This is a genomic window from Williamsia soli (assembly GCF_017377795.1).
Lineage (GTDB): Bacteria > Actinomycetota > Actinomycetes > Mycobacteriales > Mycobacteriaceae > Williamsia > Williamsia soli.
This window is the reverse complement of the sequence record NZ_JAFRDR010000007.1, coordinates 1-19,281: the sequence shown is the minus strand read 5'-3', so window position 1 is coordinate 19,281 and position 19,281 is coordinate 1. Positions and strand designations below refer to the sequence as shown.

The 19,281-nt window shown below is 65.4% G+C and carries 18 protein-coding genes and 1 riboswitch; of the genes, 7 read left to right on the top strand and 11 right to left on the bottom strand.

What is annotated here, in order from left to right; translation table 11 throughout:
• Positions 1-59: 59 nt before the first annotated feature.
• From J3S28_RS18460 to thiO, 5 genes are all read right to left on the bottom strand, one after another.
• The gene (locus J3S28_RS18460) at positions 60-806 is read right to left on the bottom strand and encodes an ABC transporter permease (RefSeq protein WP_207842205.1); all 747 of its coding nucleotides are present in this window, start codon (positions 804-806) and stop codon (positions 60-62) included.
• Positions 806-1,837: an ABC transporter ATP-binding protein gene (locus J3S28_RS18455; protein ID WP_207842204.1), complete on the bottom strand. Its 1,032-nt coding sequence runs from the start codon at positions 1,835-1,837 to the stop codon at positions 806-808. Before J3S28_RS18455 ends, J3S28_RS18460 begins: the two co-directional genes overlap by 1 nt.
• A gap of 68 nt (positions 1,838-1,905) precedes the next feature.
• Positions 1,906-2,667 (bottom strand): thiazole synthase, encoded by a 762-nt coding sequence (locus J3S28_RS18450; protein ID WP_207842455.1) that lies wholly within the window; start codon positions 2,665-2,667, stop codon positions 1,906-1,908.
• A gap of 25 nt (positions 2,668-2,692) precedes the next feature.
• Positions 2,693-2,890: a sulfur carrier protein ThiS gene (gene thiS, locus J3S28_RS18445; RefSeq protein WP_207842203.1), complete on the bottom strand. Its 198-nt coding sequence runs from the start codon at positions 2,888-2,890 to the stop codon at positions 2,693-2,695.
• Complete coding sequence (gene thiO, locus J3S28_RS18440; RefSeq protein WP_237341781.1) at positions 2,887-3,930, bottom strand: glycine oxidase ThiO; 1,044 nt, start codon at positions 3,928-3,930, stop codon at positions 2,887-2,889. Before thiO ends, thiS begins: the two co-directional genes overlap by 4 nt.
• Positions 3,921-4,039: riboswitch (TPP riboswitch) on the bottom strand. Its footprint overlaps the gene before it by 10 nt.
• A gap of 41 nt (positions 4,040-4,080) precedes the next feature.
• Here thiO and thiE point away from each other — a divergent pair.
• Together thiE and J3S28_RS18430 are read left to right on the top strand one after the other, a co-directional pair.
• Positions 4,081-4,767, top strand: a complete 687-nt coding sequence (thiE, locus tag J3S28_RS18435; RefSeq protein ID WP_207842454.1) for a thiamine phosphate synthase — start codon at positions 4,081-4,083, stop codon at positions 4,765-4,767.
• Between the two features lie 133 nt (positions 4,768-4,900).
• Positions 4,901-5,362, top strand: a complete 462-nt coding sequence (locus J3S28_RS18430) for a hypothetical protein (RefSeq protein WP_237341780.1) — start codon at positions 4,901-4,903, stop codon at positions 5,360-5,362.
• A gap of 21 nt (positions 5,363-5,383) precedes the next feature.
• Here J3S28_RS18430 and J3S28_RS18425 read toward each other — a convergent pair whose 3' ends face one another.
• Positions 5,384-5,863: an NUDIX domain-containing protein gene (locus J3S28_RS18425; protein ID WP_207842201.1), complete on the bottom strand. Its 480-nt coding sequence runs from the start codon at positions 5,861-5,863 to the stop codon at positions 5,384-5,386.
• Between the two features lie 218 nt (positions 5,864-6,081).
• On the opposite strand from J3S28_RS18425, the gene J3S28_RS18420 reads away from it, so the two are divergent.
• Genes J3S28_RS18420 through J3S28_RS18410 form a run of 3 tightly spaced genes read left to right on the top strand, consistent with a single transcriptional unit; the run spans position 6,082 to position 10,761 of the window.
• Positions 6,082-7,464 (top strand): GlnX family signal transduction membrane protein, encoded by a 1,383-nt coding sequence (locus J3S28_RS18420; protein WP_207842452.1) that lies wholly within the window; start codon positions 6,082-6,084, stop codon positions 7,462-7,464.
• A complete protein-coding gene (locus J3S28_RS18415) occupies positions 7,461-8,453 on the top strand; it encodes a glutamate ABC transporter substrate-binding protein (RefSeq protein WP_207842200.1) in 993 nt (330 codons plus the stop codon). Before J3S28_RS18420 ends, J3S28_RS18415 begins: the two co-directional genes overlap by 4 nt.
• A gap of 10 nt (positions 8,454-8,463) precedes the next feature.
• Positions 8,464-10,761 carry a serine/threonine-protein kinase gene (locus J3S28_RS18410; RefSeq protein ID WP_307797247.1) on the top strand — a complete coding sequence of 766 codons (2,298 nt, stop codon included), beginning with the start codon at positions 8,464-8,466 and terminating at the stop codon, positions 10,759-10,761.
• Here J3S28_RS18410 and J3S28_RS18405 read toward each other — a convergent pair.
• The 4 genes from J3S28_RS18405 to J3S28_RS18390 form a co-directional block, all read right to left on the bottom strand.
• Positions 10,758-11,972 carry an acetate kinase gene (locus J3S28_RS18405; RefSeq protein ID WP_207842199.1) on the bottom strand — a complete coding sequence of 405 codons (1,215 nt, stop codon included), beginning with the start codon at positions 11,970-11,972 and terminating at the stop codon, positions 10,758-10,760. The genes J3S28_RS18410 and J3S28_RS18405 overlap by 4 nt on opposite strands.
• Positions 11,965-14,064 carry a phosphate acetyltransferase gene (pta, locus tag J3S28_RS18400; RefSeq protein ID WP_372436033.1) on the bottom strand — a complete coding sequence of 700 codons (2,100 nt, stop codon included), beginning with the start codon at positions 14,062-14,064 and terminating at the stop codon, positions 11,965-11,967. Before pta ends, J3S28_RS18405 begins: the two co-directional genes overlap by 8 nt.
• Before the next feature lie 997 nt (positions 14,065-15,061).
• Positions 15,062-15,622 (bottom strand): TetR/AcrR family transcriptional regulator, encoded by a 561-nt coding sequence (locus J3S28_RS18395; protein WP_207842198.1) that lies wholly within the window; start codon positions 15,620-15,622, stop codon positions 15,062-15,064.
• 9 nt (positions 15,623-15,631) lie between these two features.
• Positions 15,632-16,558 carry a DMT family transporter gene (locus J3S28_RS18390; RefSeq protein ID WP_207842197.1) on the bottom strand — a complete coding sequence of 309 codons (927 nt, stop codon included), beginning with the start codon at positions 16,556-16,558 and terminating at the stop codon, positions 15,632-15,634.
• 82 nt (positions 16,559-16,640) lie between these two features.
• Between J3S28_RS18390 and J3S28_RS18385 the strand changes: the two genes are divergently transcribed.
• Together J3S28_RS18385 and J3S28_RS18380 are read left to right on the top strand one after the other, a co-directional pair.
• A complete protein-coding gene (locus J3S28_RS18385) occupies positions 16,641-17,537 on the top strand; it encodes a LysR family transcriptional regulator (protein WP_207842196.1) in 897 nt (298 codons plus the stop codon).
• Between the two features lie 362 nt (positions 17,538-17,899).
• A complete protein-coding gene (locus J3S28_RS18380; RefSeq protein ID WP_207842195.1) occupies positions 17,900-18,718 on the top strand; it encodes a DUF1206 domain-containing protein in 819 nt (272 codons plus the stop codon).
• A 68-nt stretch (positions 18,719-18,786) separates the two neighbouring features.
• Here the strand turns inward: J3S28_RS18380 and J3S28_RS18375 are convergent.
• On the bottom strand, positions 18,787-19,281 hold a 495-nt coding region (locus tag J3S28_RS18375), incomplete at its 5' end, for an LLM class flavin-dependent oxidoreductase (protein ID WP_207842194.1).

Genomic DNA, 19,281 nt, shown 5'->3' with positions numbered 1-19,281 from the left:
ACACCCAGGTGTTGCAGCTGCTGGGTGTGCCCGGAACGGGTGGGTGTGTGTAGGACAGATCAGGCGTCGCGGCGATCGGTGACGAAGACGGCGGCACCGAAGATGAGCGCGGAGATCACCACGAAGTACAGCAGCGATCCGTATTCGTTCCACCACCAGTCGAATCCGTACTCGCGGCCGTCGATGAAGTGGTTGGCGTTGAGGAAGGGCATCAACGGTCCGGCGACGTCGCTGACCTTCGGGATGGCCGACAGGACGTTTTCCAACACCAGGCTCCACACCAGCAGGATCACGATCGCACCTGCCGTCTGCCTGATCAGTGCGCCGAGCCCGAGCCCGATCAGCACCGCGAAGAACGCGTAGACCGGGACACCCCAGTAGAGCCGCACGGCGTGTGAGCCGAGCAGGTCGACGTCGCTACCCGAGAGCGCCTTGCCCATCGGCAGTGAGATGAGTGTCAGCACGAACGTGATCGCCGCCGACAGGCCTCCGTAGACGACGGCTTTGGCGATGAGGACGTTGTACCGCTGTGGCACGGCTTGAAAGGTGGTCCTGATGGTGCCGAACCTGAACTCGCTCGTCACCGCGAGCACGGCCATGATCATCAAGACCGTGATGCCGAATCCGGTGACACCGATCACGTAGTCGGAAACGTTGGTGTCTGCGCTCGTACTCTCGCCGTTCGTCACCAATCCGAAGATGAGGGCGAGCCCGATCCCCAAGACGATGACGATGCCGACACACCAGTAGGGCGACCTGGTGGTGATCAGCTTGATTCGTTCGGCTGCAATGGTATTGGTCAACATCAGGCGTGTCCTCCCCCGAACTGCTTCGGCTGTTGCGGCGATTGACCCGGCGGCGGACCACCGTACGGAGGCTGCTGGGCGCTGTACGGGGCCTGCTGCTGCGCGCTGTACGCCATCGACGAGTCGCCGTGGTACTCGACCGCACCGGCGGTCATCGACATGAACACCTCTTCGAGGGAGGCGGTCTTGCCCGAGAGTTCGTGCAGACCGATCCCGTTGGCCGCCGCGATGTCACCGACCTGATCGGTGGTGACGTTCTCCAGGCTCAGCGCGGGACCCGCGCCGTCGTCGGGCAGGGGTACCGACCGCAAACCGGCCGATGCCAGCGCGGATTGCAGCTCACCGAGCCGTGGGCTCCGCACTCGCACGGTGACCTGTGCGTTGCTGGTGAAGTCCTTGACCGACGAGTTCGCGATGAGCTGACCCCGCCCGATGACGACCAAATGCTCTGCGGTGAGGGACATCTCGGTCAGCAGGTGGCTGGAGACCAGGACCGTCCGGCCTTGATCGGCCAACGCCCGCATGAACTTTCGGATCCAGACGATGCCTTCCGGATCGAGACCGTTGACCGGCTCGTCGAACAGCAGGACACCGGGATCACCCAGTAGGGCACCGGCGATCCCGAGCCGCTGCGACATACCGAGCGAGAACCCGCCTGCCTTTTTGCCCGCCACCTCGGTGAGGCCGACATCGCTCAGCACCTGGTCGACGCGATGTGCGGGGATGCCGTTCGCGGCGGCCATCCAGCGCAGGTGACTTCGGGCGCTGCGATTCGGGTGGACCCACTTGGCGTCGAGCAACGCACCGACCTGCGTCAACGGGTTCTTCAACTGCTGATACGTGACGCCGTTGATGGTCGCCACACCCGAGGTGGGCCGGTCCAGTCCGAGAATCATGCGCATCGTCGTCGATTTCCCGGCCCCGTTGGGCCCGAGGAAACCGGTGACGACACCGGGTTTCACATCAAAGGTCAGATTGCTGACCACCTGATTCTTTCCATAGACCTTTGTCAATCCCTGAACACTGATCATGGAGGTCAGTGTGCCAGAGCACCACGCACCGACGCCTCATCCTTGCGGTTGATCTTGCGCCCGACCACTTACGTTTCGAGCGCGGGAGAGGACGCCTGCGCCCAGAACCGTTTGGGTATCCGCCCCGCTCCGTACGCGAGCCGGCCCGCGATCACCGCGGACCTCATCGCCGCAGCCATCCGTGGCGGATCCGCGGCCCTGGTCACCGCCGAGGCCAACAGGACCCCCGAACAGCCGAGTTCCATCGCGAGTGCGGCGTCGCTGGCGGTGCCGATACCGGCGTCCAGGATGATCGGCACACCGGCACCCGCGACGATCATCTCGATGTTGTGGGTGTTGATGATGCCCAGACCGGTGCCGATCGGTGACCCCAGCGGCATGACGGCCGTGGCGCCCGCGTCCTCGAGCCGGCGCGCCAGGATCGGGTCGTCGTTCGAGTAGGGCAGCACCACGAACCCGTCGTCCACCAACCGGGTGGTGGCCTCCACCAGTTCCACACCGTCGGGCAACAGCGTCCGCTCGTCACCGATGACCTCGACCTTGACCCAGTTGGTTCCGAGTGCCTCGCGTGCCAGTTGTGCCGTGAGGACCGCTTCAGCCGCCGATCGGCACCCGGCAGTGTTGGGCAGGACATCGATGTTCAAGCGCCGCAACAGGTCGAGGACCCCGGTGCGGCCACCTGAGTCGACGCGGCGCATCGCCACCGTCGTCAGTTCTGTGCCCGAGGCGACCAATGCCTCCTCCAGAACAGCCAGATTCGCCGCTCCGCCGGTGCCGGTGATCAACCGCGACGACAACTCTCGGTCCCCGATGACCAGCGCGTCGACCATACCGATCGAGCTCTGCTCCGCTGCCTCAACCACCCTGTACCGCCGTGAGGATCTCGATGCGTTCACACGGGCCGAGCTCCGAATCCCACGACGACTGCGGGCGTACCGTGTCGTCGATGGCGATGGCGACACCGGTATCGGGTAGGTCGAGCTGTCCCAGCAGCGACCGCACCGTCGCACCCTCCGGAATCGCGGTGAGTTCGCCGTTCACCATCACGTTCATGACCGTCTTCTCCCTGCATCGATCGACGGATTGTCAATGGTCCTGCCCGCCAGCACCTCTGTGATCAATTCCGCGGTGATGGCGCTCATCAGGATGCCGTTGCGGCCGTGCCCGGTGGCCACCACGGTGCGTTCATCCAGACGGCCTATCAGCGGCATCCCGTCCGGTGTGGCCGGGCGCAGACCGGCCTCCGCAGAGAGCAACCGGTACTCCCTCAGTGGCGGCATGAGTTCGATGGCGTCGCTCAACAGATCCGCGACCCCGCCCGCGCCGGGCAACCGGTCGTCGCCGCCGTCGTACTGCGTGGCCCCCACCACGACTCCATCGTGGCGCGGCACGACGTAGACGGCTCGTCCGTTGATCCGGCCGCGAACAACATGTTCCGGTGGCGGCAGCGCTCCCGCCGCCCAGCCCAACCGCAAGATCTCGCCCTTCGACGGATAGACACCCAGGCCCGGCCACAACCTCGCAGAGCCCACACCTGCCGCCAGCACTACCTGGTCTCCCGGAACGTCGGCGAGGTCGGCGACCTGCGATCGGACGATCCGCACCCCTGCTGCCGAAGCCCGATCCGACAGCACCTGCAGCAGCCGTCGATTGTCCACCGCGAGCTCGCCGGAGGCACAGAAACCGCTGCGGATCCGGGGTGAGACGGTCGGCTCCAGTGCACGAATGTCTCTGCCGGTCAACGGTTTCACCGGGTGCCCGCGGCCGGCGAGCCAGTCGGCGACCATTGTCAGCTCACCCACATCGGCGCTGTCCACGCCGACCATCAGGCTCGACGACGCGGCCACGATACCGTCGTCGCCGAGCCGCTCGAGAAAGGCGGGCCACCGGGACATCGCCTGTTCGGCGAACGCCAGATACGTGTCTTCTCCGGTACGGCTCTCCCCTGCGATGCCCAGCATGCCCGCCGCGACACGCGACGCCGCAGAACTTTCGTCGGGTTCGAAAACCGTTACTTCCCAACCATTCTCGGCAGCGTAAAGCGCGCAGGACAAGCCGATGACAGCGCCGCCGACGACCCCGAGGGTTTTCATCCCACCTCCTTCCTTCGCCGGCATTACCCGGATCAGGTGTAACGGTCTCTGGACGGCTCGCGTCCCGATCTCAGCCCGACGTCTCCCTCGAGCACCCGTGTGTGTACTGGCTTCGAGGGTACGCCGGTACATTTTGACCTCGTGACTCCCATCGCCCGTTCCACCCGCAGCGCTCGCCTGGCCGAAGCCCGGCTCTACCTCTGCACCGACGCCCGCCGCGAACGCGGAGATCTGATCGCGTTCGCCGATCAGGCGCTCGCCGGTGGCGTCGACGTCATCCAGCTCCGGGACAAGGGCTCGGCGGGCGAACGCGAGTTCGGACCACTCGAGGCCGCGCAGGAGATCGACCTGCTCGGTGCACTGGCGGAGGTCGCCTCACGGCACGGCGCCCTGCTGTCGGTCAACGACCGCGCCGACATCGCCGCGCTCACCGGCGCCGATGTACTCCATCTGGGTCAGGACGATCTACCGGTGGACCTCGCCCGCACGATCGTCGGCGACGACATCCTCGTCGGACTCTCCACCCATGCGACCTCCGAGGCCACCGCCGCCGCGACAGCTGCGGGGGTCGATTACTTCTGCACCGGACCGTGCTGGCCGACGCCGACCAAACCCGGCCGGCCGGCACCGGGACTCGACCTCGTCCGCGATACCGCGGCGCTGGCCACCGAACGGCCGTGGTTCGCGATAGGTGGCATCGACGAGGCCCGGCTCCCTGACGTCGTCGCCGCAGGCGCGAGCAGGATCGTGGTGGTCAGGGCCATAACCGCGGCCGATGATCCTCGCGCAGCGGCAGAACGACTGCGGCGGAAGCTGCTTGCGTCACCGAAAACCTGAGGTCTATGGTGAAGCGATCATGAAGCGAATTCTCGTAGTACGCACCCGTAGCGGGGTCTGATCCGACCGGCCCCCCGCTGCGGGCCGTCGTGCTATCTGCTGGTCATCCTCATCTCATCGGAAGACCGCTCTCATGAACACTCTCACCTCACCTGACACCCGTTTCGATTCCTGTGCCTCGCACTTTCGCACCCCGCTCCCGCCCGCGCTGCGCGCCGAGTCGACCGGCATGAGCTGGTCCACCTTCACCGAGACCTACGCTCCGGCCACCGGCCCGATCCGGCTGGGCGCCTGGACCGCTTCGCGTACGCGCCATGATCTGCTCGAGTGCCAGGCGACCATCGCCTCCGGCACCACGATCGCCTCGCTGACGGCGACCGCGACAGGCTCGATCGCTGCGTTGTCGGACATGCTCTACCGGCTGGGTTCGGGCGTCGAGATCATCAGCTTGCACCAGTACCCGCACGCGGGCGGGGTCGCGACATTCCTGCTCTGTGAGCGAGATGAACGACGGAGCTGGTCGATGGGCAACGGTCCGGGTGGCGAAGAGTCCGCACTCGGCGCGCTGATCGCGGCAGCCAACCGGCTCAGCTGAACCGCGGCCCCGCAACCGGACTCACGCGCCGGCCAGCCCGATGAGTTGTGCGCGCAGTTCGGGCCAACTCGCCGCGAACGCCGGGTGCAGCGAGAGCCCGTCCACTTCCTCGGGGGTCACCCAGCGCAGCTCGACCGACTCCATGTTGGCCGTCGTCGCCAGCGGGGCCGCCACCTCGGCGATGACCGTCGTGTAGGTCCAGCCGCTGGGCGCTCGGTGAGTCACCAGTTCGGCGTGGACGGTGAGCTCGGCGTCCGCGATGCCGGCCTCCTCGTCGGCTTCCCGGGTGGCGGTGTCGACGGCACTCTCGTGGGAGTCGCGCGCCCCGCCGGGCAGCGCCCAGGTGCCGCCCTGATGACTCCAGACCGCACGGTGCTGTAACAGAATGAGCGCTGCGCTCGTTTCACTAGATGTGAAGAGGAGCAAGCCGGCAGCGCCGTGTCGACCCCAATACCGCGATCCATCCGCGTCGAAAACCCATCCGTCGCCGTCGCCACGCACGCGGCACCTCCTCGCCAGGCCAACCGTTCTCGATCCTCACGCTACTTGGACCGACGTGGTGACACGGTGCCGCACTGTCACTGGTGTACCTGCATTCGCAGTAATGTCGGTTTCAGCAACAAAACATCCTCTCAGGTAAGACCCTGAGCAACCGGCGAACTCCGGGAAGAAGGGATCGTGTGACCGGCGGCAACGCAACCTCTTTGCGTACCCGGCTCATGCGTGCCGACAGAGCCGAGGGGTACCGTTTCCGGCGGGCCGGGGCCGATCGGCCTGCTCCACTGACGCGGCGCGAACTGATGGTCCTGACCCGCGAACGCGCCCAGAATCCCTTCACGAACATGCGGCAGCTGGCGTGGACCAGCCCCGGCAAATTGTTCTTGCTGGCGATCGTGTTGGTGATCTCGTGCGTGACGGTCGGCTGGTACGCCTCCGACACGCTGGACGATCGCACCAGCACTCTCGAGGGGATGATCGTCGAGACCGAACCCCTTGCCGAGGCCTCACAGGTTCTGTACAGCTCGCTGTCCATCGCCGACGCCGCAGCCAACACCGCGTTCATATCCGGCGGGCTCGAACCGGCCGAACTGCGGCAACGCTACAACGACGCGATCGCGACGTCTGGGCAGGCTCTCGTCCAATCGGTCAGCGGTGCGTCGATCGACAACGCCAGGATCCGCGAGGACCTCACCATCCTCTCGTCACAGATCCCGGTCTACACCGGACTCATCGAATCCGCTCGCATCAACAACCGCCTCGGCAACCCGGTCGGCTCCGCGTATCTCGGTGAGGCGTCGAACATGATGCAGTCGACGATCCTGCCCGCGGCCGAACGGTTGTACACCGAGCGGGCCGACGCCATCGGCGACGCGCGGACCAACTTCACCAGCCCGCCCTGGGGTGTCTACATCGCTCTCGTCCTGGTGCTCGCCGTCATGATCGGTACGCACATCTACGTCGCCCGCCGCAGTCGCCGCCGGTTCAACGTCGGACTGCTCAGTGGCGTCGGGTTCTTGGTCATCGGGTTGCTCTGGCTGTTGGTCGGCGGTCTCCTCTCGGTGAACGCCACCAGCAATGCCGAGAATCGAGGGGCCGCGCCGCTGCGCGAGCTGACCTCGGCACGCATCCTGATCCAGCAGGCCCGATCCGACGAGACGCTGTCGCTGGTGCGTCGCGGCGATCAGGAATCCCTGGAAGCGGGGTACGCCGACGCCACCGCACAGATCGGCGCACTACTCGACGACTACCGCGACGACGAACGCCGAGATGTCGCCGAGGGTTCGGTGGATGAAGCTGTCGCGGCGCTCGCCATGTGGCGTGACGCGCACGCGGCCATGCTCGAGCGCACCAACGCCGGCGATTTCAACGGGGCGACAGCCATTGCCGTCGGCGACAATCCGGACGGTGCGGCAGCGGCCTACACCCGACTCGACACGGCTTTGGTCGAGGGCATCACCGACACACGGGAGACGTTCCGTGACGACATCAACACCGCCCGCGTCGTGATCGGGTACGCCGGATTGGGCATCATGCTGCTGGGTATCGCCGCGGCGGTCGCGGCGCTGGCCGGGCTGTTCCCGCGAATCAGGGAGTACCGATGAGTATTCGGATGCGCGCTCGTGCCATCGCTCTGGCCGGCGCAGTCGCGCTCACCGCCGCCTCCCTTGCCGGTTGCGTCCACGCCGCCGCGCCGGACAGCCTGCCGCCCTCGGCCACCGCGAACTGGCCGGCGCCTGCCGGGGTCACCAGCGACGTCCCGGTGGAGCCGACCCCGGCCACCGACGAATGCGATGCGACCGCGTCTCTGACTCCCGGCCCCCTGCCCCCGGTCGGACAGATGCCCCCGGGCAGCACGATGGAGACCATCCATCAGCGGGGCTGGCTCAAGGTCGGCCTCGACATCGGTTCGAATCTGCTCTCCTTCCGCGACCCCATCAGCGGCAGCATCGAAGGTTTCGACGTCGACATCGCGAAGGAGTTGGCCCGGGCCATCTTCGGTGACCCCGAACGCGTCGAGTTCAAGATCCTCAAATCGGGTGATCGGATCGACGCCCTCAAGGACGAGTCCGTGGACGTGGTGGTCAAGACGATGAGCGTCACCTGTGAGCGACTCAAGGACATCGCCTTCTCGACTGTCTACTACGAAGCCTCACAGCGAATCCTGACCATGCGAAGCTCCAACATCAACGGGGTCGCGGACCTGGCCGGCAAGCGGGTCTGCGCCGCGCGCGGCACCACGTCCATCTCCCGCATCCAGCAGCGGGTGCCGGATGCGATCGTCGACACGGTCTCGTCATGGGCCGATTGCCTGGTCATGCTCCAGCAGGGGCAGGTCGACGCGGTCTCCACCGACGACGCCATCCTCGCGGGTATGGCCGCGCAGGATCCCTATGTCCACGTCGTGGGGCAGAGCCTCGGCGAGGAGCCGTACGGTATCGGGATCAACAAGGACAACGAGGACCTGGTGCGTTTCACGAACGGCGTCCTGCAGAAGATGCGGGAGGACGGCACCTGGTTCGACATCTACGACCGCTGGCTGTCCATCCTCGGACCGAAATACTATCCGCCGCAACCGGAATACCGGGACTGAGGCGACCATCGTGACCACTGACAAGACATCTGACAACGACCCCGAGGTCGGTACGCAGGCAGCGACCCCCGCCGACCTCGACGTGGGCACCCAGGCCGTGCGCTGGGACATGGCGTTCACAGAACCCACTGCCGTCACCACCCAGAACAGTCAGCCGACGTTCATGGTCCCCACCAGTCGCAGCTCCCGCAGCCGGCGACGCATGGGTGGAGGCCTGGTCGACGTACCCCGGGTCCACGACATCGAACCCGCCGACGCAGTCATGACCGACCCCGTCATCTCCGAGGGCAAACGGCTGTGCTGGAAATGCGGCAAACCGGTTGCTCGCCAGTCCGGGGAAGGGCGGGGTCCCCTCAGCGGGAACTGCGAGAATTGCGGTGCTCGTTACTCTTTCATCCCCGGGCTGGACAAAGGGACGATGGTCGCCGACCAGTACGAGATCTCCGGAGCCATCGCCTACGGCGGCCTCGGTTGGATCTATCTCGCCATCGACCGAAACGTGTCAGACCGACCCGTTGTCCTCAAGGGCCTGCTGAACTCGAAAGATGCTCAGGCACAGGCCGTCGCTCTGGCCGAACGCCAGTTCCTCGCCTCGGTGTCCCATCCTGGCATCGTCAAGATCTACAATTTTGTCGAGCACCACGACCCGAAGGGCAACTCCTTCGGATACATCGTGATGGAGTACGTCGGCGGTAGCACTCTCAAGGACATCGTCTCGTCACAGGACGACGACTCGGGGGCTCCACGCAAGCAACTCCCACCCGAGCAGGCGATCGCCTACCTGCTCGAGGTGTTGCCCGCGGTCTCCTACCTGCATTCACTCGGCCTGGTCTACAACGACATCAAACCCGAGAACATCATGATCGGCAGCGAGGACGTCAAGCTGATCGACCTCGGCGCCGTCTCTCCCATCAACGGGTACGGGCATTTGTACGGAACACCCGGCTTCCAGGCCCCCGAAATCGTGCAGACGGGACCGCAGATCGCCACTGACATCTACAGTCTCGGGCGCACGCTCGCGGTGCTCACCGCGGACATGCCGATGGAGAAGGGCCGCTATCTCGACGGTCTCCCCGACCCTGCCGACGTGCCGCTGTTCGCGGAGAATCCGTCCTTCTACCGGTTGTTACAGCGGGCCACGCATCCCGATCCCGCCAAACGCTTCACCTCCGCGGACGAGATGGCGGGCCAACTCCTCAATGTGCTGCGCGAAACCGTGGCTGCCAAGTCCGGGATCCCACGGCCCGGTTTGTCCACCGTGTTCAGTCCGCAGCGAACCACTTTCGGCACCGAGATGATGCTCGCACCGGTGGACGGAATACTCGAACCGATTCGCGCCCGGATCACCCTCGACACCACCGATGTCGTCGCCGCGCTACCGGTACCGCTCGTCGATCAGTCCGATCCCGCTGCCGGACTGCTGAACTCGACAGCGCTGTCGGAACCGACCCAAACCCTCGACTCGATCCGCAGTGCTCGCGAGGGTGGACTGTCGTCGGTGATCGGCACCGATCCGTCCGACGATCACCCGTCCCGTGAGATCGACCTGATCGAGGCACGCGCATATCTCGAACTCGGCGAGGCACAGACCGCACTCAACCTGCTGAACGAGGCCACCGAGCATCACGGCAAATCATGGCGGACCGAGTGGTTCCTCGGACTCGGCGCACTGTTGATCGATGACGTCGCCGGAGCGCACGCACGCTTCAACGACGTACTCGCCGCCATGCCCGGAGAGGTGGCGCCCAAACTTGCCGTTGCAGCGACGGCCGAGTTGATGGGCAACCATGACGTTGCGCTGCAACACTATCGGTCGCTCTGGCAGACCGACCGGGCGATCGTCACCGCAGCTTTCGGCCTGGCGCGCATGCGGTACGCGGGCGGTGACGTCGAGGGCGCGGTGAAGGCTCTCGACGACGTCCCACCGACCAGCCGCCACTACAACGCCGCGAGCTGCACATCGATCCTCACCTTGGTCCACGGCCGCGACCCCGGCGAGGTCCACGAAGACCAACTCCGCGAAGCCGCACACCGTTTGGAGTCGATGCCCGACAGCGAACCCCGCAAGCAACGGCTCGTGATCCTGGTGCTCGGCATCGCGCTGGGCTGGATCCATCGGCGCCCGGACCAGTCCCCCACGGACGCCTCCGCGCGCGGCGACATCCTCGGTTACAAGTTCAACGACCACGGGTTGCGCGTCGGGTGCGAGCGATCCTTGCGACAGTTGGCACGCGGCACCATGAACCGGACCCAACGTTTCCTACTCGTCGACCTGGCCAACTTCGTCCGTCCGCACACACTGTTCTAGCCCGACGCCTTCAGCGCCTCCACCGACTGCCGCGCGATCGCGAGTTCCTCGTTGGTTGGTATCACCAACACGGTCACAGCGGAATCGTCTGTGGAGATCACCCGTGCATCACGGCTTTTCGCCGCATTACGATCAGCGTCGAGCTGGATCCCGAAGTTCTCGAGGTCTGCCATCGCATCGGCGCGTACCTTGGCGGCGTTCTCGCCGACCCCTGCGGTGAAGACGATCGCGTCGGTTCGGCCCAAGGTGACCATGTAGGCACCGATGTACTTGCGCAGGCGATGGATGTACACGTTGTACGCCAACGTCGCGTCGGCGTCTCCGGCCTCCACCCGTTCGGTCAGCGCGCGGAAATCGTTCTCCCCGCACAACCCCTTCAACCCGGATCGCCGGTTCAGCACGGCGTCGATCTCGTCGACATCCATACCGGCGGCTCGACGCAGATACATCACGACGCCGGGATCGATGTCGCCGCTGCGGGTGCCCATGACGAGGCCCTCCAGTGGGGTCAGACCCATCGACGTCTCGATCGGCCTGCCGCCCTCGATGGCCGACGCCGACGCGCCGTTGCCCAGGTGGAGCACAATCTGGTTCAGGCTCTCCGGGTCAGCGCCCAGGAACTCAGCGGTCTGCTGCGACACGTACTCGTGGGACGTTCCGTGGAAACCGTAGCGCCGGATGTGGTGGGCATCTGCGAGCGCTTTGTCGATCGCGTAGGCGGCGGCATGGTCGGGAAGATCGTGAAAGAACGCTGTGTCGAAGACCGCTACCGAAGGCACGTCCGGGAGGAGCTCCCGGATCGCCTCGATGCCGAGGACGTTGACCGGGTTGTGCAGCGGTGCCAGGTCTTCGAGTTCGTTGATGGCCTCGATCACGTCGTCGTCGATGACGGTCGGCTTGTAGAACTTCGGCCCGCCATGGACAACCCGGTGCCCGACTGCGGTGATGCCTTCGGACGTCAGATCCCGATCTCCCACCCGTGACAGCTCCAGGGCCTTCGCCAGTCCGGCCCGGTGATCGGCGATCTCTCCGACGAACTCCTTGGTGTCATCACCCCGGACGAGGACAACACGCGCTTCGGACTCGCCGATCCGCTCCACCACACCGTGTGCGACAACCTCACCCGATGCCGGTCGCACCAACTGGTATTTCAGCGACGACGAGCCGGCGTTCAAGACGAAGACGGTGTCGGTCGGGTCAGCTTCACTCATCTGGTTGCCCCTGGGCTTGGATCGCGGTGATCGCGACGGTGTTGACGATGTCGGACACGAGCGCGCCGCGGGACAGGTCATTGATCGGTTTACGCAGGCCCTGCAGGACAGGCCCGACAGCAACGGCGTCGGCGCTGCGCTGCACGGCTTTATAGGTGTTGTTGCCGGTGTTGAGGTCCGGGAAGATCAGTACGGTCGCCTGACCGGCCACCGGAGAGTTGGGCATCTTCGTGCTCGCCACCGACGGGTCGACCGCGGCGTCGTACTGGATGGGCCCTTCCATCAACAGTTCCGGGGCCCGCTCGCGCACGAGTTTGGCCGCCTCACGCACCTTCTCGACATCGGCGCCGCTGCCGGATTCTCCGGTCGAGTACGAGAGCAACGCGACCCGTGGCTCGATACCGAAGCGGGCCGAGGTGGCAGCCGACGAGATCGCGATGTCGGCGAGTTGCTCGGCTGTCGGATCGGGAACCACAGCGCAATCCCCATAGGCCAGAACATGATCGGCGAGACACATGAAGAAGACACTCGACACCGTCGAGACTCCCGGCACGGTCTTGATGATCTCGAACGCCGGCCGGATGGTGTGTGCGGTGGTGTGCACCGCCCCCGAAACCATGCCGTCGGCATAGCCGAGTTGCACCATCAACGTGCCGAAGTACGAGACGTCCTGCACGATCGTTCGCGCCCGCTGCTTGTCCATACCCTTGTGCTTGCGCAACTCGGTGTAGGTGTCGATGAACTCGTCGAGGAGCTCCGACGTTGCCGGGTCGATGACGGTGGCCTCGGACAAATCTATACCCAGTTCGGCTGCCCGGTCCCGGACGGCGCGTTCGTCGCCGAGGATGGTGAGGTCGGCGACCTGACGCCGCAGCAACCGTCCCGCTGCCCGCAGGATGCGGTCATCTCCCCCCTCCGGCAACACTATTCGCTTCTTGTTCTTGCGGGCCTGCTCGATCAGCTGGTACTCGAACATCTGCGGCGTGACGACCTCGGGAATCGGCAGCTGCAGCTTCTCGAGCAAGCCCACCGAATCGACGTGCTCTTCCATGAGGTTGAGCGCGACATCGATCTTGCGGACCGAGTCGATGTTCATCCGGGCCCGGGCATGTGCTGCGGCCCGCGCTGTTTCGTACGTCCCCTGTTCACAGGTGATGATCGGGAGGGAGGACTGCAATCCCTCCATCAACGCGGCGATCTTGGGGTGCGGCTCGAGCCCGCCGTTGAGGATGATGCCGGAGAGTTTGGGGAACCCTTCGGCCGCATTTGCTGCGACGAGCGAGACCAGGACATCGGACCGATCGGCCGGGGTGATCACCGCCAGCCCCTCGGTGAGCCGCTCCAAGATGTGTTCGACAGTCATCCCGCCGACCATCACATGCATCGCTTCCCTGCTCAGCAGTTCGGGATCGCCGCTGTAAATCGCCCCGCCCAACTCGGCCATCAGTTCTCCGACGGTGGGGGCGATCAGCACCGGATCTTCCGGCAGCGCCCAGGCGGGCAGGCCGGTCGCCGACTCCAGCGCTTCCTTCACCTGGGCCAGCCGCGCTGGATCACAACGGTTCGCGATCAGTGCGACCGCCTGGGCGTGATTGGTGGCCAGCTCGGCCAGGCAGAGTTCCGCCAAACCGACGACCTCGGCCTCGCTGCGTTCCGCTGCCTTGAGGGCCAACAGCATCGGTGTCTGGAGATTGGCGGCGATCCGGGCATTGAAACTGAGCTCGGAGGGACTGGCGATGTCGGTGTAATCGGAACCGATCACGAGGACGGCGTCGCACCGCTGCTCGACCGCATGGAAGCGGGTGACGATCTCACTCAACGCGCCGTCGGGGTCGGCGTGCACCTGGTCGTACGTGACACCGATGCAATCCTCATAGCTCAGATCGGTGGAGTCGTGCTCGATCAACAGTTCCAGGATGTAATCACGCTGGCCCGAGTTGGTACGCGAGATCGGCCGGAACACCCCCACCCGCCCTCCGGAGGCAGCCAGTAGGTGCAACACCCCCAACGCGACTGTCGATTTGCCGGTGTCGCCTTCGGGTGAGGCCAGATAGATGCTGCTCGACGAGGAAGAGCCCATGCCGCCCACCATAGTGGGCCACACGGGCTCTTCGTGCCTACCGGCTATATGAGCTTGTAGACGGTGCTGCTCCCACTCCAGCCGCCGATGGCCATCACCGCTGTGCCGCTGGCGATCTCGAGTTGCCCGGCAGCCGCAGATCCGCAGGTCGCCGCAGCCCATGTGGCGTCGGAGGCCTCGAGCAGCGCGATCAGAATCGAACCACTGTGCGCCGTCGCGGCGGTCGCGATCGCAAAAGTACCTACTCCCCCGAGTCCGGCGAGCGAGCCGGCCGATCGCCGTGCCGCGGAGCTCCCACGCCAGGACACCCCCGATGCCGACAAGCGCTGCAACGGCGGGAGCCAGCGCGACGGTGTAGTACGGGTGGATGGTGCCGCTCATGTAACTGAACACCAGAGCCGTCACCACGAGCCAGCCCGACCACAGCATCAGCGCGGCTTGGGTGTTGCGCGTCAACGAATTCGGACCGCGGCGCACCGGCAGCAGCCAGGAGATCTCGTAACCCATCTCCGAAGAGAACAGCCGGCTCAGGCCGGTGGCACCACCGAAGCTCGATCCTGCGCCGCCCTGGCCACCGCCACCACCTCCGCCACCACCGGAGGCGCCGAAGATCCGGCCCAGACCGTTGTAGCCGAGCACGAGATCCATCACGGTGTAGTCCGTCGAGCCGCCGATATATGGGCGCGCGCTTGCCGGCCACAATGCGACGGCGAGAACCCACCAGCCGGCCGCCGCGACCAGGGCGAGGGCGGCACCCAGCAGATGCAGCACCCGCCGCACCCAGCCGGTATGTGGCCACCCTCTCTCGAGGTTGCGTATCAGGCGCGCGGTGTCGCCCTTCGTCGGGTTCGGCCGTGGGCCGGCTCAGCACTGTTGTCATGCGACCACACTGGGGTCGCCGGTTGCGCTACGGCTGCGCGAACCCTGGGAGATTCCTGGGAACCGCACATCCTCCGACGTTGGCCTCCACCTCCGACTGCAACCGGAAAACCCGCCGAAGCCGGAGGAACTAGCGGATCACCGAGCGCACCACCATGTCGGCGATGTCCTCGTCAGACATCGCGCTACGCGGAATCAGCATGTACGAGTACACGACTCGGACCATCAGCTCGGTGGCCCGACGCGAATCGGGCACCAACGCGGCCTCAAGTTCGGGTTCTCCCTCGAAGTTGCCGACACTGTTGGCCACGATCAGGTCGACTATGGTGACATCGGTCCCCCGATCAGGCCCGCGGGCGACCAGGGTCGTGATGATCTCTTCCGGCTCGTTCTGCAAAATGTATTGCAGCGCCTCATGTTTGCGGATATACGCCATCACGTTGATGACGAGGATCCGGACCTTGTCCGCCGGTTCGGACCGGGAGGCCGTCCACTCCTTGATCAGGTCACCGAGAGTCCTCACCTCACGCTCGACGATTGCCTGGACCAGTTCGTCACGACCTCCGAACATCCGGTATGCAGTCGCCCTCCCGACGCCGGCATGCCGAGCGACCGACGTCAGACTCAGCGCCCGCGCACCGAATCTCTCCACCACTGCGATGGCGACGTCGACCATCCGCTCACGATCCATACATGAAGATTAGGAGGTCGGGCTCGCTTCGGGTACCTGGGCATCGACAGCGGGTGTCCGTTGCCGGGGCCTGCGCCTGCTGATCGCGACGCCGGTCAACGCCATGGCGCCGCCCACCAGCCCGAGCACGGTCGGAACCTCACCGAGGAACACCCACGACAGCCCGATGGCGATCGCCGGAACCGCGAGAGTCGTCGCGGCCATCTTGCCTGCGTCGGTGCGCGACAACGCGTACGCCCAGGTCAGGAACGCGATCGCGGTCGGTCCGACACCCAGGAACACCACGCCTGCGATCGCCCCCGCGGACGCGTCGGCCAGTTCGCCCACCGCCTGCGGCGCGAACGGTGTGGTGGCGAGCAGGCCCGCGAAACAGCCCACCCACGTAGCGGTGACCGCGTCCACCGTACGAAGGGCCACCTTCTGCATGAGCACGCCCGCCGCATAGAGAACGGCGGTGATCAGGCCGAGGATGATGCCGAGTCGGTCGTTGTGGCTGCCGCCGGAACCTCCGAGGGCGATCAGCAGCACCCCGGCGAACGCGATGACGATCCCGATGACCAGTGGTCGCGGAAACCCTTCGCCCATGAACAGACCCGCGAAGATCGCCACCAGGATCGGGGCGAAGTTGACGAGCAGGGCGGCTGTGCCGGCGTCCAGGTGCTGTTCGGCCCAGTTCAGCAACACCGTGTACGCCGCAAACCACAGCAGTCCGTAGCCGATGACCAGGCCCAGTGCCCGACCCCGCGGGATGGGCCTGCGGTACCGCACCGCGATCACCGCCAGGACCGCCGCCCCGACCAACAGACGGGAGAACGCCATCGCCCCAGGCGACAACGATTCCCCGACAAAACGGATGACGACAAACGACGAGGCCCACAGCAGCACGGTGATCACTGCGGCGACAACGGCAAGGTTGCCCGAGAGCTTGGCTTTCATGGGTCCACTGTCGCCGACTCGCATACGTAAGCACAAGCGATTACTTCTTGATGACACTTCAGTCCGACTGTACGATTGACAGATGCTCGATGTGCACCGCTTACGTTTATTCCGGGCCGTCGTCGCGGCCGGCTCGATCAACGGCGCCGCGGCTGCGCTCGGATACACGCCATCAGCGATCAGCCAGCACCTCACCGCCCTGCAACGGGAAACCGGCCTCACCCTCGTCGAGAAACATGGTCGCGGCATAGAGACGACCGCCGCGGGCCGAACCCTTGCCGAGGAAGCGGCACACGTCCTCGAACGGTTGGCGGAGCTCGAATCACTCGTCTCAGACCTACGCTCGGGTCGAGTCGGCAGTTTGTCCGTGAGTTACTTCGCATCGGCGGGCGCAGCCTGGATACCCCCTGTGATCGCCGCGATCACCCACGAATTCCCCAGGCTCCGGGTCGATTTGCGGCTCGTCGAACTTGCCCACGATTCTTCGGGCGACCCCGATGTGGAGATCTACGTCGAAGGAGCCGCGTCGACATCGCTGCGCGGATACGACGTCGAGGAACTGCTGAGCGAGCCCTATGTGGTGGTCCTGCCCGAGGACCATCCACTCGCCGGCCGCGAACATGTGGAACTCGCAGCATTGCGCGACGAGCGGTGGGTCGACAACGACGTGTCCCGCGGCCCATGCCGGCAATCGATTCTCGATGCCTGTTCGGTGGTGGGCTTCAGTCCCGGATTCCACATCGAGACGCACGACTACCCGACAGCGATCAGCTTCGTCGCCGCAGGCATCGGCATCACCGTGCTGCCCCGACTCGGCATCGGGATCCTGCCCGCAGGATTGGTGGCGAGGCCGCTGATCAACCCGACCCCGATGCGGACGATCGCCGTCCGAACCCGGGAGGCGGTACGCGACAACCCCGCGGTGCAGCGGATCATCGACCTGCTCCGGGAGCGGGTCGCCGTGCGTCAGGCAGCCTGAGGCGGCGTCTGGTCGGCGCGACGGACGATGATCGCGGCCATGCCGTAGATCACCCACGTCGACAAGAGAATGCCCTGAAGGACGACGAGAAGGGGAAAGAACTGCACTGGGGACTCCTGAGTGAGAGATGTTGATGCCGCCGGAGTCGGCACTGACTCACTTCTTGATGACGCGCATGGTGATCGACCGTGCTGTGCGGATCGAACACCGGTTGATCGAGTTCCCCAACGTAGGCGCAATGCGCACGTGAGTCGAGCCAGGAGCGGCCTCCTGTGACCAAGCCGACCATAGGCCCACTAATGTTGAGGGATCCACGAGGTCCAGACCGCGCCCCGTCTCATCACTACACGTCAGAGGTGCCCATGTCTGAAAATCGAGTGAGTGGCGCGGTGGACAAAGCCACCGACAGCACGGCGTTCGAACGGGCGGCCAGGGCCGGTCACATCGTGAGCGGGCTGGTCCACCTGCTGATCGCGTTCATCATCATCCGGATCGCCTTCGGCTCCGGGGGCAACGCCGACCAGTCCGGAGCGCTGGGCACCCTCGGCAGCAGTCCCGGCGGTAAAGCCATGCTGTGGATCGCGGCGGTCGCCTTCTTGGCGATGGCACTGTGGCGGGTTGCGGAGGCCATCATCGGTCCACACGCCACCGAGCCGGGTAACGGCGATTCAGGCGCGTCCGGACTCTTCGATCGGGCAAAAGCCGCCGGCGTTGCGGTGGTCTATTTCGGCTTCGCGTTCTCGGCTGTTCAGTTCGCTCGCGGCTCCGGTCAGTCCAGCGGAAAGCAGAGTTCTGGTCTGTCGGCACGACTCATGGAGAACACGGCCGGGAAAGCAGTCCTTGTGGTTGCCGGTCTGGTCATCATCGCGATCGGCGGCTACCACGTCTACAAGGGCGTGACGAAGAACTTCCTGGACGACCTCAAGATCTCCGGGGGCACGGCGATCACCCCACTCGGCGTCGTCGGCTACGTCGCCAAGGGGGCGGTTCTGATTGGTGCCGGGATCCTGGTGATCGTGGCGTCCATCAACTCGGACCCATCCAAGGCGACCGGCATCGACGGGGCGGTCAAGACGCTCGGGGAAGCACCGTTCGGCAAGTTCCTGCTGATCCTCGCCGGCATCGGGATCGCCGCCTACGGCCTCTACAGCTTCGCGATGGCCCGCTACTCCCGTATGTAACCCCCGAAAGTGGTGGGTTCTGACGCTTCCCACCTGGGGAAATGGTCGCCAGAACCCACCACAACCGGTCAGCCGAGCTTGCGCAGGCGGGGCTCGAGGTCTTTCTGGAAGTTGGTCAGGAACCGTTGCTGATCGTGACCGGGTGCGTGGAAGACCAGGTGGTTCAGGCCCGCGTCGGTGTAGGCCTTGACCTTCTCGACGGCCTCGTCGGGATCGGAGGCGACGATCCAGCGTTTGGCGACTTGCTCGATCGGCAGCTCGTCGGCGAGACGTTCCATCTCCGTCGAGGAGTTCACGCTGTGCTTTTGCTCCGGCGTCAGCGACAGCGGCGCCCAGAACCGGCAGTTCTCCAACGCCAGCTCGGGGTCGGGATCGTAGGAGATCTTGATCTCGATCATCCGGTCGATCTCCTCGAAGTTCCGCTCGGCCTTGTCCGCGCCTTCCTTGACCGACGGGATCAGCTTCTCGGTGTAGAGCTCCATACCCTTGCCCGAGGTACAGATGAAACCGTCACCCGACCGGCCTGCGTAGCGGGCCACGACCGGGCCACCGGCAGCGATGTA